This window comes from Pseudomonas sp. P5_152, from assembly GCF_033989915.1.
Classification (GTDB): Bacteria; Pseudomonadota; Gammaproteobacteria; order Pseudomonadales; family Pseudomonadaceae; genus Aquipseudomonas.
On sequence record NZ_JASFAH010000002.1, the window covers coordinates 1632139 to 1645826 of the forward strand.

A 13688-nucleotide genomic window follows, 5' to 3' on the forward strand; every position below is an offset into this window, starting at 1 on the left:
AGCGACTGGCTCAATGATTGACGGTAAAGGCCAGCATCATCGAGATCTGGCACATCGGCCGGCCACTTTCAGCGTGCCACTGGTTGAAGGCGTCCTGCACAGTCGCCAGGTCACGCAGGCTGGTGGGCACCTTGTCGATGATCTGCTGGGCATTCAACGCCGCGACCACGTCATAGCTGGGCACAAAGGTGTCCTTGCCAACCATGCGCAAAAACCGTGGCGCCGACAAGCCGCCCATCTGATGCCCGTGCTTGGCCAGGTATTTCCACAGGCCGACGATGTCGGTCACCGGCCATTGGGCGATCAACTCGCCGAAGCTGCCTTTGTCCTTGGCTACATCGAGGATGAACTGGGCGTTGCGCGGCACACTCTTGAGCTTGCCCAGGTGGCGGATGATCCGCGCGTCCTGCATCAGGCGCTCCAGGTGTTCGGCGCCCATCAACACCACTTTTTGCGGATCGAACTTGAAGAACACCTCCTCGAATGCCGGCCACTTGGCGTCCACCAGGCTGTGCTTGAGGCCTGCGCGGAAGACCCGTAGGGCCATGGTCGACAGGTAGCGATCATCACTGATCTTGCGCAATTGTGCCGGGGTCTTGGGGACTGGCAGATGGGCTTCCAGTTCGGCTGCCGAACCAAAGCGGTTCAGACAGTATTCGTGCAGCCACTTGTAATCGCGCATGCCCTCTCCTTTGCAAACAAATAAAAACGGCGCCCGCGAGCGCCGTCATGCCCAACCAGTGATCCGGTCAGAGATTGACCACATTGACGAAACGCGATGCCGCGCTTTCGTCGATTTTCAGGCTGGTGAAGTCAAACAGGTTACGGTCCGCCAGTTGCGACGGGATCACATTCTGCAGGCTGCGGAAGATGCTATCGCTGCGGCCCGGGGTCTTGCGCTCCCAGTCCTGAAGCATGTCCTTGACCACCTGGCGCTGCAGGTTTTCCTGGGAGCCACAGAGGTTGCACGGAATGATCGGGAACTGCTTGAAGTCGGAGTAGGCCTGGATGTCCTTCTCGTTGCAGTAGGCCAGCGGGCGAATCACCACGTTGCGCCCGTCATCGGCGCGCAGTTTCGGCGGCATGGCCTTGAGCGAACCGTTGAAGAACATATTGAGGAAAAAAGTCTCGACGATGTCATCGCGATGGTGACCCAGGGCCATCTTGGTCGCACCGATTTCGTCGGCAAAGGTATAGAGCGTACCGCGACGCAGGCGCGAGCACAGCGAGCACGTGGTCTTGCCCTCCGGGATCAGCTCCTTGACCACCGAATAGGTGTCCTTTTCGACGATGTGGTACTCCACCCCCAGTTCCTTGAGGTAGGCGGGCAACACATGCTCAGGGAAACCCGGCTGCTTCTGGTCCATGTTCACCGCGACGATCTCGAACTTGATCGGCGCCACCTTCTGCAGGTGCAGCAGCACGTCGAGCATGGTGTAGCTGTCCTTGCCTCCGGACAGGCAGACCATGACCTTGTCGCCATCCTCGATCATGTTGAAGTCGGCAACGGCCTCCCCGGCCTGGCGGCGTAGACGTTTCTGCAGTTTGTTCTGGTTGACCGTAAGAGTGCCCATGGCGCTTGAAATCCGCGAGGTGTGACGAAAGGCCGGCATTTTACGCAAAAACCCGGGGCGGGCGAAGTGCCCTGCGTCTTCTACGGTTATCGACTAACCAGCAGGGCTGCTGTCATGCAGCACAGCGATTAAGCCCGGGGTTTACAGCGCGATTTGCTCTAAAGCCCCTGCTCCTGCGTGTTCCAGTCCTTTCTATACTGCGACATAAGGTCGCATACCTGAAGACCTTTACCGACTTGGCCACTGGCCCGTAGGCGCTCCGTTGGGGGGCGACAGCAATCACGTAGGAGTGACTGACTATGATCCATCACGTCGTGGGGCTTTTCACCCACCCAGATCAAGAATGGAAAGAAATCCGTGGCGACCAAGAGGAAAGCATCAGCCACATGTACCTCACCCACACGCTGATCCTGGCGGCGATTCCGGCAATTTCCGCGTTTATCGGCACGACCCAGGTGGGCTGGGTCATCGGCAGTCGGGCGCCCGTCATGCTGACCATGGAAAGCGCGCTCTGGATGACCATCATGTCGTACCTGGCGATGCTGGGCGGGGTCGCGGTCATGGGCGCGTTCATTCACTGGATGGCCCGCACCTATGACGCTACACCGAGCCTGGCGCGCTGTGTCGCCTTTGCCACATACACCGCCACGCCGTTGTTCATCGGCGGCCTGGCCGCGCTGTATCCACATATGTGGCTGGGCATGATCGTCGGCACCGCGGCTATCTGCTACACGGTCTACCTGTTGTATGTCGGCTTGCCGACCTTCATGAACATTCCAACGGACGAAGGGTTTCTCTTCTCAAGTTCAGTGCTTGCCGTAGGGCTGGTGGTGTTGGTGGCGATCATGGCCTTCACCGTCATTGTCTGGGGCCTGGGCGTCGGCCCGGTCTATACCAACTAAACCAGCATTCAACGCAAGCCGCTGGAGCGAGCAAGGGACGCCGCCCATGAAACAAACGAGGATCTGCCAATACCGGCCGCCGCAAGGCGGCCTTTTGCTGGGACCACGACCATTCGGCAGCCAGGCGATTCGCAATGGCCTGGGTTTGCAGCATACTTGTGGCCTCTGGAGATCCGTTAAGCATGCCCGAGCAACTCAATACCCGCGTCGAAGACTGTTTCCAACAAGCCGAATCCTTTTTCAAACGCCCTTTCAAGCGCCCGGTGGTCAGCCTCAAGTTGCGCGGGCAGAAGGCCGGCGTGGCACACCTGCACGAAAACCTGCTGCGCTTCAATCCGCAGTTGTACCGCGAGAACAGTGAAGATTTCCTCAAGCAGACCGTGGCCCACGAAGTCGCGCACCTGATCGCACACCAGTTGTTTGGCGAGCGCATTGCACCCCACGGTGAGGAATGGCAACTGATCATGCGCGGCGTCTATGAACTACCGCCCGATCGTTGCCATACCTACGCTATTAAACGCCGCAGCGTGACCCGCTACATCTACCGCTGCCCGTGCGCCAACAGCGACTTCCCGTTTTCGGCCCAGCGCCATAGTCTGGTACGCCAGGGCCGGCGTTACCTGTGTCGGCGTTGTCGGCAGACATTGGTGTTTACCGGGGAGTCGCGGGTCGAATAGTGGGATAGGCAGAGCCTTCCCTGGCCCTATCGCGAGCAGGCTCGCTGCGAACCTGCGTCACCTCTAGAGAATGACCTTGGTCCGCCGCAAATCGTCGATCCGTTGCTCGCTGTAACCCAACTCGTGCAACACCTGGTTGGTGTGCGCCCCCAGCGTCGCACCGATATTGCGTGGTTGCGGCAAACCCTCGGAGAACTTCAACGGGCAAGCCATTTGTGCCTGGCTGCTGCCATCGCCGCGTGGTACCTGGGTCACCAGCTCCCGTGCCTTGAGCTGGGGATGGGCCACCGCTTCGGCCACGCTGAGTACCGGCTCGACACAGGCATCGACGTCGGCAAACAGCGCACACAGGTCGCTGAAGTCGCGCTTTTCGAATTCGATCTGCAAGGCTTGCTTCAAAGCCTGTTGCTGCTCTGGTTTGGGCGACAGCCCCTGGGCCGCCAACTCGGGACGACCGAGGGCGGTGCACAATTGCTGCATGAAGTTGGGCTCCAGACTGCCCACCGACATCCAGCGTCCATCCCGGCTGCGGTAGTAGTCGTAGAAACTGCCACCGTTGAGCATCTGCTCCTCGCACCCCGGCTCCACGCCACACGCCAGGTACCCCGCCCCGGCCATCGCGTTCAGGCTGAATGCGCAGTCAGTCATGCTCACATCCAGGTGCTGGCCCTGCCCGCTCTGCTGACGGGCAATCACCGCGGCCAACAGGCCGATCACCCCGTGCAGCGAACCACCGGCGATGTCCGCCGCCTGGAACCCCAGCGGTAACGGCCCGCTGTCGGCACGCCCGGTGTAGCTGGCCAGGCCAGCCAGCGCCAGGTAGTTGAGGTCGTGCCCGGCGCGGTCCTTGTAGGGGCCGGTCTGGCCGTAGCCGGTGATCGACACGTAGATCAGTCGCGGGTTGATCGCCCTCAGCGCCTCATACCCCAGCCCCAGCCGTTCCATTACCCCGGGGCGAAATTGCTCCAGCAAGATGTCGTGGTCCTGCAGCAGTTGCTTGACCACCTCCAGCGCCGCGGGTTGCTTGAGGTCCAACGCCAGGCTGCGCTTGTTGCGGTTGAGGTAGGCGTGGCTGGCCGAGATGCCCTGGTCATGGGGCGGTAGCACCCGCAGCAGGTCCATGCGGGTTGGCGATTCGATGCGCAGCACCTCGGCCCCCATGTCCGCCAGCAACAGCGAGGCGAAGGGCCCCGGCAACAGTGTCGAGAAATCCAGAACCTTGAGTGATGCCAGTGGACCCTGCATAAGCCATCTCCTTGAGCGATACCTGCAGACTAGGCAGCCGTCCGCCTGACGGCAATCACCTTAACCGTCAGGACGGGTGACCTTTGCGCTCAGGGCGCTGCCGCGAGCAGGTTTGGCTCCCGCACCGCAGGCAACAAAAAACCCGCCGTAGCGGGTTTTTCATTGACGTGCGTGAGTTACTTCAAGGAAGTCGGGGCCGGGCCTTCGGCCACACCCAGGTCATCCATTTCACGATCATCGGAGATACCACGACCACCGGACGCCAGCTCGACTTGCAGCTTGTCTTCGTCCAGCTCCTTGACCCACTTGGCCACCACCAGGGTCGCAACAGCGTTACCCACCAGGTTGGTCAGCGCCCGCGCTTCGGACATGAAGCGGTCGATACCGAGGATCAGCGCCAAGCCGGCGACCGGCAGGTGGCCTACAGCCGAGAGGGTTGCAGCCAAGACGATGAAGCCGCTACCGGTCACGCCTGCAGCACCTTTGGAAGACAACAACAGCACCAGCAGCAAGGTGATCTGGTGAGTGATGTCCATGTGGGTGTCAGTCGCCTGGGCGATGAACACGGCCGCCATGGTCAGGTAGATCGAAGTACCGTCCAGGTTGAACGAGTAGCCCGTTGGAATCACCAGGCCTACCACCGATTTCTGTGCGCCCAGGCGTTCCATTTTGATCAGCATGCGTGGCAGCGCCGATTCGGACGAGGAAGTACCCAGTACGATCAACAGCTCTTCACGGATGTAGCGGATCAGTTTCAGTACGCTGAAGCCGTGAGCACGGCAGATCGCACCCAGTACCAGCACCACGAACAGCACGCAGGTGATGTAGAAGCAGATCATCAACTGGCCCAGTTGCACCAGCGAACCGACGCCGTAGGCACCGATGGTGAAGGCCATGGCACCCAGCGCACCGATTGGCGCCAGTTTCATGATCATGTTGATGATGTTGAACATCACGTGGGCAAAACGATCGATGAAGTCCAGCACCGGCTTGCCGTAGGCACCCAGGCGGTGCAGGGCGAAACCGAAGATCACCGAGAACATCAGGACCTGCAGGATGTCACCGTTGGCGAAGGCGCCGACAATGGTGTTCGGGATCACGTTGAGAATGAAGCCGACGATGCTCTGGTCCTTGCCGGCCGTGACATAGGCCGCGACTTTGGAGGCGTCGAGGGTGGTCACATCGATGTGCATGCCGGCGCCCGGTTGCACCACGTTGACCACGACCAGGCCGATCAGCAGGGCGATGGTGGAAACGATTTCGAAGTAGAGCAGCGCGTAGCCGCCGGTTTTGCCCACCGACTTCATGTTCTGCATGCCCGCGATACCGCTGACTACGGTGCAGAAGATGATGGGTGCAATGACCATCTTGATCAGTTTGATGAACCCGTCACCCAGTGGCTTGAGCGCCACCCCGGTCTGCGGATAGAAGTGACCGAGCAAGATGCCGATAACGATGGCAACGATTACCTGGAAATACAGGGATTTGTACAGTGGCTGACGAGTCGTCATTGCAAAGTTCCTCAAGAGCACCGCGTTGTCATCATCCATCTGATGCAAACGACGCCTAAAGTGCGAACCCTCCTGCACTGGAGGGATTTGTTGTGGCGAGCTGCGCGCTGGCAGACCTCTTGGCCTTATTGCAGAGCTCGTGCCACCTTTGCCAAATCCCTCACAAGCCGCTTGCCACAAGGGCTGCAGCACTTTCCATGGTGCGGCGCGCAGGAGCCACTTGGCGGATTCCCGCCCAATGCCCGAATCGAGCCCTGCAATTTGGCGGAAATCCGCCTTGTTCCATCCGGGAGGGCTGGCTAAGATCCGCCACTCAATGGCCGGACCCCACTCCCCATGCGCGAACGCACCATCGCCAGTCATTTCGCCCGCGCCGCCACCGGTGGCGCCCGGCGGATGGGCTATGACTATGCAGAGCTGTTGCACCAGCTCGGGATCAGCGCCGAATTGCTCGACGAGCCCCGCGCCCGGATCGCGCCTGAGCAGTTCAGCGCCCTGTTGCAAGGCCTGTGGCTGGCGCTGGATGACGAGTACCTGGGCTTGGCCCGCAGTCCCAGCAAGCGCGGGACTTTCGCCATGATGTGCCACGCCCTGATTCACTGCAGCACGCTGGAGAAAGCCTTGGGGCGCGGCCTGTTGTTTTACAGCCTGTTTGCCGACTCGCCAGGCCTGACCCTGACCCGGGAAGAGCAATGGGTGCGCTTGAGCCTGGATGATTCGCAGCTGCGCGACCCCGATCACTTTCTCAGCGAAAGCCTGCTGGTGATCTGGCATCGCCTTGGCAGTTGGTTGATCGGCCAGCGCATCGCCCTCGAGCAGGCCAGTTTCAGTTACCCGAAACCCGGACATGGCGCCGAATACGACCTGCTGTTCCCTTGCCCACTCGAGTTCGGCGCCCAGCGCACCAGCCTGCTGTTTCACAGTCGCTACCTGGGCATGCCGCTGTTGCAGGACGAACGAACCCTCAAGCACTTTCTGGAACGCTCACCGGCCGACCTGCTGTCACGCCCGGATGACGGCGACAGCCTGAGCAGTCAGTTGCGCCGCCTGCTCAGCCGCGACAGCAGTCGCTGGCCCGACCTGGAAGCCGTGGCGGCGCACCTGCACATCAGCCCGCAAACCCTGCGTCGGCACTTGCGCGAAGAGGGTTCGAGTTTTCAGGAATTGAAGGATCAGTTGCGCCGCGACATCGCGATCTATCATCTGCGTCGCGCCGACCTGTCGTTGCAACAGATCGCCTGGCAATTGGGCTTTTCCGAACCCTCGGCGTTTCACCGGGCGTTCAAGAAATGGACCGGCCTGACCCCGGGCGCCTATCGCGCCCAGGACAGTTGAAGCGCGGCTTCACGCCAGCGGGAAATGAATCCGGAAGGCCGCCCCACCCAGGGTCGAATCGCCAAGGGTTAGTTGGGCGCCGTAGCTTTCGATGATGTCCTTGACCACAGCCAGGCCAATGCCCTGCCCCGGATGCTGGCGGTCCAGGCGTTCGCCACGCTGGAGGATCCGCGCCCGTTGATCCTCTGGTACACCCGGCCCGTCGTCTTCAACGCAGACTTCGATGCTGGCACGGGTCTGACGCAGGCTGATCCGCACTTCGCCGAGGCATAGGCGGTAGGCGTTTTCCAACAGGTTGCCGAGCATTTCCAGCAAGGCACCCTGCTCGATCGGCACATAGCAGGACTGCGGCAAGTCGAAGCTGGTACGCACCCGTTTGTCGCGATAGACCTTGTCCAGGGTGTCGCACAGGCTCTTGAGTACTGGCTGTAACTGCACCTGGTGCCGCACCAGCCCGCTTTTGCGCAGGCTGGCACGCTGCAACTGGTAGCTGATCTGCTGGCTCATGCGCTCGATCTGCGTTTGCAGGACCCACGCCTGCTCGCGCTCTTCGGGACGCTGGGCCATGTCCTCGCTGACGCCTTGCAGGACTGCCAGGGGGGTTTTCAGACTGTGGGCCAGATCGTCCAGCGAGTCGCGGTAGCGGCTGCGTTGTTCGCGCTCGCTGCGCAGCAAGCGGTTCAGCGAGCCGGTCAGGCGCAACAGTTCGCGCGGGTGTTCTTCACTGAGGCTTTCCAGGTCACCGCTTTCAATCTGGTCGAGCTCCTGGCTCAAGCGCCGCAACGCGCGCAGGCCCCAGGTCAGGCCGATCCACAGCAGCGCCAGCAACACCAGCAAGGCTGCGCCAAAACCCAGGTAGAGATTTTCCCGCAGGCCTTCGAGTGTCTGCTGGTACTCGCGCACCGGCTGCAGCGCAACGATACTGAATGCCGCACTTTTGCCGCCCAGCAGCTTGACTTCGACGTCATAGACGAAGAACTCCTGGCCGTCGGCCTCACGAATACGCGCAAACTCATTGCCGCGCCCGTCATAACGCGGCTTGTAATTGATGTGTTCGTCCTGGGTCGCCCGCGAGCGCCAGACCAGTTGCCCTTCGCGATCGTAGATGTAGCCCAGCAGGCGACTGTCGGCGAGATTGAAGCGCTCGTCCGGCAACTGCGAAGGCATCATCAACTGTTTGTTCTCGATCCGTGCCGCAGAAATCAGCGTGGTGACGTCCGAGGCCAGGCGCTGTTCGATCGAGTCTTCCAGCGCCAGGCTGAAGGCGCCCTGCATGGCCGGCAACAGCGCCAGCATGAACAGCACCGCCAAGGTGGTGGCCGCCAGCATCAGGCGCAGGCGAAGGGAACGAATCACTGGCAGCGCTCGTTGAACAGGTAGCCCAGGCCTCGCACGGTCTCGATCGGCTTGAACCCGGCCGGCGCTTCAAGCTTGCGCCGCAAACGCCCGACCAGCACTTCAATCACGTTCGGATCGCGCTCGTCGTCATCCGGGTAGAGCTGCTCCATCAGGCGGTCCTTGGCGACCACTTGCTGATGATGGCGCATCAGGTACTCGAGGATCCGGTATTCATAGGCTGTCAGGGCCAACGGTTGCTCGTCTAGGCTGGCCTGCTTGCGGTTGAGGTCAAGCAACAGCGGGCCGGCGATTATCGTCGACTGGGTAAAACCGCTGGAGCGGCGCAGCAAGGCATTCAGACGCGCATCCAGCTCTTCGAACTGGAATGGCTTGACCACGTAATCATCGGCACCAGCGGCCAGGCCTTCGACCTTGTCCTGCCAGTTGCCGCGTGCGGTGAGGATCAGGATCGGGAAGGTCTTGCCTTGCGATCGCAACTGGCGAATCAGGTCCAGCCCCCCCATGCCCGGCAGGCCGAGGTCGATCACTGCCAGGTCATGGTTGTATTGACCGGACTGGTACAACGCCTCTTCGGCGTTGGCCACGGACTCGACCACATGGCCATTTTCAGTCAGGCGGGTATGCAGATGATGGCGCAATAGCGCCTCGTCTTCGACGACCAGTAATTTCATAACGCTCTCCCAGGCAAATCAACCACTCCACGGGTGCCATGCACCCAGCTTACCGACATGCCTGCGCCGGATCACCTCTAGGGCGGATCCGGCGCAGGTCCTGCTTGCCCGCTGATTAGAAAGCGTAGTTGGCGGACAGATAGGTCTGGGCGCTGCTGTCCAGGCTCAACGAGCCCTGCTTGGTGCCTTGGGTACTCATTTCAGTGCTGGCATTGCTGCGCAGGTAACGGTACCCCAATTCCACCGAGGCGTTCTTGGAAACCTGTTGCAGGACACCGCCTTGCACGCCCAGGGCATAACCAATGTCGCTGTCGCGGCTGTAGCCCGGCGAATCCTGGGTGAGTTTGGTCAGGCCGGCGCTAGCGCCACCGAACAGCTTGGTGCTGCTGGTCACGGGCAGGAACAGGTCGTAACTGCCGAGGAGGTTTTCCTGGCGCAGCTTGATGCCGTTGTGGCTGCCGGAAACGTTGTCGTAGGTGGCGTAGTAACGACGGTCATTGTTCTGCTGACCGAGACGCAGACCCCAGGTGGTGTCCTTGCCAATCACGCCATTGGCATTCGGGTGATCGAGGTTGCTGTTCAACAGGCTGGATTTTTTCACCTTGTCGCTGGTCTGCCCCAGGGTCAGGCTGGCGAAGTTGTCGTCAGCGGCGTGAACCACGGCGCTGGCGCCCAGGACAGTCATGGCCAGAATGAGCTTTTTGAAGTGGGTCATGTTGAGCTTCCTCGTTCGCAATGTGTTTTTAGGTGATGCGCTCAGGTTAACTACCCCCCACTGAACTCCCCCTGAACACACGCTGAACCCTGGCTGAACGAGCTCGACACTCCTCAGCACTACCCAGCCACGCGACTAATCGGCAAAATGCCGCGATGAATCCGCTCCCCTCCCTGCCCGCCTGCTGCACGCCGCTCGACGACCAATGGCCGTTGCCTGATTCGCTGCCTGGCACAGTCCTGCTCAGCACACGCTTCGATCCCTCATTACTGGCGCTCGACGATTTCCGTCGCAGCCAGATCGAGCCGCCACCGAGCATCCAGCGCTCGGTGGCCAAGCGTCAGGCCGAGTTTCTTGCGGGGCGACTGTGTGCACGTGCTGCACTGCAAAAATTGCAGGGCCTGGACTGCAGTCCGGCAATTGGCGAAGACCGGGCGCCGGTCTGGCCGCCCGGCATCTGCGGCTCGATTACCCACAGCACTGGGCACGCCGCCGCCATCGTTGCGCAAAACACCGACTGGCGCGGCCTGGGCATGGACCTGGAAAACCTGCTCACCACCGAGCGCGCCGAACGTCTGGCCGGTGAGATTCTCACCCCGGCGGAGCTCAAGCGGATGACGGCCGGCCGGCGCGAACAACTGGCCTTGTGGGTGACCCTGACGTTCTCGGTCAAGGAAAGCCTGTTCAAGGCCCTGTACCCCATCGTCCAGAAACGCTTCTACTTCGAGCATGCCGAAGTGCTGGAATGGACCGACCGCGGGCAGGTGCGCCTGCGCCTGCTGACGGACTTGTCCGGTGAATGGCGCAATGGCACCGAGCTGGATGCGCAGTTCGCGGTAAAAGCGGGGCAATTGTTGAGCCTGGTGAGTATCCGGGCCTGATTAGACAGGTCAGCGCTCGGGCTTTTCCTGGTTGCGCGGCCAGCTCAGGCTGAAACACGCCCCGCCCAGGTTCTTGCTCTGGCTGATCAACGCGCGCCCGCCATGCCAGTGCACGATCCGACGCACGATGGACAACCCCAGACCGTGGCCCCCCGAGGCTCGGGTGCGGCTGTCGTCCAGGCGCAGAAAGGGTGTGAAGATTTTTTCCCAGGCACTTTCCGGCACTCCCGGGCCGTCGTCCTCGACATCCACCCGGCAGCGCTGCTGCCCGACCTGATAGCTGATCGAGACCTGCCCCTGGGCATGGCGCATGGCATTGCCCACCAGGTTCTGCAACGCCCGGTGCAGGTAACGCGGCTCGGCCTCGACCCAGGCGCCGTCGCAGTCGGCTGCCGACAGGCACAACCCGCGCTGCACCCGGACCTCGGCGCGTAGTGGTGCCAGTTCGCTGATCACCTGATTGACCAGGGCATCGAGGTCGACCCGCTGAAAAACCAGCGCCGGCGAACCCTGCTCCAGCCGTGCATAGGTGAGCATCTCGTCCACCAGGCCATCGAGGTCCTGGATGTCGTGGTCCATGCCTTCGAGGTACTTGTCCCGCGCTTGCGCGGTGGACGCCATGCTGATCATCTCCAGGCCAAACCGCAAGCGCGCCACCGGCGTACGCAACTCATGGGACACCGCACGCACCAGTTCGCGCTGGATCGCCAGCAATTGCTGCAAGTGCTCGGCCATGCCGTTGAACGCTGCCGCCAGCCGCCCTACCGAGTCCGCGCCCCGGGTCGGCACGCGGGTTTCCAGGCTGCCCTTGGCGATGCGCGTGGCGGCCGACTCCAGGCCACTGAGGCGCCGCTCCAGTTGACGTACCAGCAGGTAGACGATCAGGCCGATCAAGCTCAGCCCCAGGGCCGCAATCAACACCAGCCACTGCGGCGGATACGGATTCATCTGGTACAGGGGGCCGATTTCCAGCACCCATGGCGTGCCCACCATCCCGGCAAACACCCGGATCGAATCGCCCTCCTTGCCCAGCGCCATCACGGTGTCGCCCTCGGACACCCGGCGGCTCTGGTCTTCGTCCATGTCCGCCTGGTCCACCGTGACCAGTTGCAGCTCGAAGCCAAACCCCTTGTCTTTTTTCAAGGCCTCCAGGCGCTTCGGTTGTTCGGCCACCGGGTAGCGCACCAGTTCATCAGCCAACAGATAAATAGTCGCCCGTGCCAGTTGCTCGCTGATCTGCTGCACTTCCCCCGTCAGCACCAACTGCTCCTGCTCGCTGACCAGCCGGTAGACCTTTGCCGCATGAGGCCCCGTCTGTTCCACCAGCGCCTGGCCACGCAATACCCGGGTGCGTTCGCCCAGATCGAGGCCGGTCTGGCTGAAGGTCTGCAGGTTGAGGGGAATACCCAGCAAGCGCTCCCACACCAGCAGCGCACGACGGCGCTCGGTGAGGTTCATCGGCTGCAGGTTGTCGGCCATCAGGGAAAACGTACCGTGGGCCAGGCGCTCGCGGTATTGCTCGCTGCGCACTTCGTTGAGCAGGTGCAAGGCCAGGACCCCGAGGGCGGCCACCAGAATCAGCGCCGCACACATGCCGCCGTAGATGCGCAGGAAGATCGAGTTCACAGTGGCTGGTCTACGCAGGCTTCGGGAACGAACAGGTAGCCCTTGCTGCGGATGGTCTTGATCAGGCGCGGGTGGTCCGGGTCATCGCCGATTTTCGGGCGGATGCGTGAAATGCGCACATCGATGGAGCGATCCTGGCCGTCATAGCCGATGCCGCGCAACGCGGTGAAAATTTCCTCGCGGGACAAAATTCGCCCGGCATTGGCCACCAGCAGCCAGAGCAGGTCGAATTCGGCACTGGTCAATTCGATGCCCTGGTCATGCAGCCAGGCTTCGCGCAGGGCGTTGTCGACCACCAGCGGGCCGAACTGCAGGCGCCGCAGCTTTTGCGGCGCGGCCGGTTCGGGCGCCTCGCTGCGCCGCAGCAAGGCCTGGATGCGCGCCAGCAGCAGCCGCGGACGCACCGGCTTGCACACGTAGTCATCGGCGCCCATGTCCAGGCCCTGGATCTGATCCATGTCGTCGGTGCGCGCCGTGAGCATCAGGATCGGCCCATCGTAGTGGTCGCGAACCTTGCGGCAGATGGTCAACCCGTCTTCGCCGGGCAGCATCAGGTCAAGGATCACCAGGTCCGGCTGCTCGGCAATGATCCGCGCCGCCGCCAATGCGCCGTTGCCTTCGATGGTTACCTGCAATCCATTGCTTTCCAGGTACTCACGAGTCAACTCAGCCAGGCGCTGGTCGTCCTCGACAATCAATACCTGCCAGGCTTCTTGCTTCACGGGTGACCTCTGCTTGCCAGAACACTATTAAGGAAGGCTCCACTCATCTTTTTGTCATCTTTGAAGTGGATAAGACTGCTTACACAGCGCCCGATTGTAGCAACGCCCACCCTTGAGAACACAAGCTGGCAAATGCGCTCGGTAACCGGGATTTTTTGTGATAGGGTTCGCGCCCGCAAAAATCCCCCCAGGCTATTTTTCTGGGTAATAAACAGTGACAAACGGTCGACCCCAGCAGGGTCGCGGCCTACACGACGATTGGCTGTTTCATACACATTTTACGCACAGCTTTATCCACAGGTAGTACGTTGCAATCACCCCCCAAAACGCATTATCTTGTAGCTCGCGCTCAGAAAAACCCTACATATAGGGTTTTGAGGCAAAAACCAAACACAAATCAGACAAGAAACTCAAGTGCTTTTCTTGCATGTTTTTGGTTGAACCAAACTCTTTTTCAGAAGCCCAAACCG

13 protein-coding genes are annotated in these 13688 nt (G+C 61.3%); 4 read left to right on the top strand and 9 right to left on the bottom strand.

All coding sequences use genetic code 11. The features are described 5' to 3' along the window. Positions 1-10 precede the first annotated feature (10 nt). Positions 11-682: a DNA-3-methyladenine glycosylase I gene (locus QMK50_RS07265; protein WP_095169743.1), complete on the bottom strand. Its 672-nt coding sequence runs from the start codon at positions 680-682 to the stop codon at positions 11-13. 67 nt (positions 683-749) lie between these two features. Further along, positions 750-1574 (bottom strand): tRNA 2-thiocytidine(32) synthetase TtcA, encoded by an 825-nt coding sequence (ttcA, locus tag QMK50_RS07270; RefSeq protein WP_095169744.1) that lies wholly within the window; start codon positions 1572-1574, stop codon positions 750-752. A 299-nt stretch (positions 1575-1873) separates the two neighbouring features. Here ttcA and QMK50_RS07275 point away from each other — a divergent pair, with 299 nt between their 5' ends. Together QMK50_RS07275 and QMK50_RS07280 are read left to right on the top strand one after the other, a co-directional pair. Beyond that, positions 1874-2476 carry a Yip1 family protein gene (locus tag QMK50_RS07275; protein ID WP_159997502.1) on the top strand — a complete coding sequence of 201 codons (603 nt, stop codon included), beginning with the start codon at positions 1874-1876 and terminating at the stop codon, positions 2474-2476. 182 nt (positions 2477-2658) lie between these two features. Continuing rightward, positions 2659-3153 (top strand): SprT family zinc-dependent metalloprotease, encoded by a 495-nt coding sequence (locus QMK50_RS07280; protein WP_095169746.1) that lies wholly within the window; start codon positions 2659-2661, stop codon positions 3151-3153. Between the two features lie 63 nt (positions 3154-3216). Here QMK50_RS07280 and QMK50_RS07285 read toward each other — a convergent pair whose 3' ends face one another. Both QMK50_RS07285 and QMK50_RS07290 read right to left on the bottom strand, forming a co-directional pair. Further along, positions 3217-4398: a CaiB/BaiF CoA-transferase family protein gene (locus QMK50_RS07285; RefSeq protein ID WP_320332855.1), complete on the bottom strand. Its 1182-nt coding sequence runs from the start codon at positions 4396-4398 to the stop codon at positions 3217-3219. A gap of 176 nt (positions 4399-4574) precedes the next feature. Then, entirely contained in the window at positions 4575-5909 is a 1335-nt protein-coding gene (locus QMK50_RS07290) for a dicarboxylate/amino acid:cation symporter (protein ID WP_095169846.1), read from the bottom strand. 336 nt (positions 5910-6245) lie between these two features. Between QMK50_RS07290 and QMK50_RS07295 the strand changes: the two genes are divergently transcribed. Beyond that, on the top strand, positions 6246-7244 hold the full coding sequence (locus QMK50_RS07295; protein ID WP_159997506.1) for an AraC family transcriptional regulator: 999 nt from the start codon (positions 6246-6248) through the stop codon (positions 7242-7244). A gap of 9 nt (positions 7245-7253) precedes the next feature. Here the strand turns inward: QMK50_RS07295 and QMK50_RS07300 are convergent, their stop codons facing one another. The 3 genes from QMK50_RS07300 to QMK50_RS07310 all read right to left on the bottom strand — a co-directional run bounded on the left by QMK50_RS07300 (position 7254) and on the right by QMK50_RS07310 (position 9989). After that, complete coding sequence (locus tag QMK50_RS07300) at positions 7254-8600, bottom strand: ATP-binding protein (protein ID WP_159997508.1); 1347 nt, start codon at positions 8598-8600, stop codon at positions 7254-7256. Next, entirely contained in the window at positions 8597-9274 is a 678-nt protein-coding gene (locus QMK50_RS07305) for a response regulator (RefSeq protein WP_095169750.1), read from the bottom strand. Before QMK50_RS07305 ends, QMK50_RS07300 begins: the two co-directional genes overlap by 4 nt. 115 nt (positions 9275-9389) lie before the next feature. Beyond that, a complete protein-coding gene (locus QMK50_RS07310) occupies positions 9390-9989 on the bottom strand; it encodes a hypothetical protein (protein WP_159997510.1) in 600 nt (199 codons plus the stop codon). 155 nt (positions 9990-10144) lie between these two features. On the opposite strand from QMK50_RS07310, the gene QMK50_RS07315 reads away from it, so the two are divergent. Beyond that, positions 10145-10870 (top strand): 4'-phosphopantetheinyl transferase family protein, encoded by a 726-nt coding sequence (locus QMK50_RS07315; RefSeq protein WP_320332856.1) that lies wholly within the window; start codon positions 10145-10147, stop codon positions 10868-10870. Positions 10871-10879: 9 nt separating this feature from the next. Here the strand turns inward: QMK50_RS07315 and QMK50_RS07320 are convergent, their stop codons facing one another. Together QMK50_RS07320 and QMK50_RS07325 are read right to left on the bottom strand one after the other, a co-directional pair. Continuing rightward, positions 10880-12496 (bottom strand): ATP-binding protein, encoded by a 1617-nt coding sequence (locus QMK50_RS07320; RefSeq protein WP_320332857.1) that lies wholly within the window; start codon positions 12494-12496, stop codon positions 10880-10882. Then, positions 12493-13218 (bottom strand): response regulator, encoded by a 726-nt coding sequence (locus QMK50_RS07325; RefSeq protein WP_320332858.1) that lies wholly within the window; start codon positions 13216-13218, stop codon positions 12493-12495. The genes QMK50_RS07320 and QMK50_RS07325 overlap by 4 nt, the downstream gene beginning before the upstream one ends. Positions 13219-13688 lie beyond the last annotated feature (470 nt).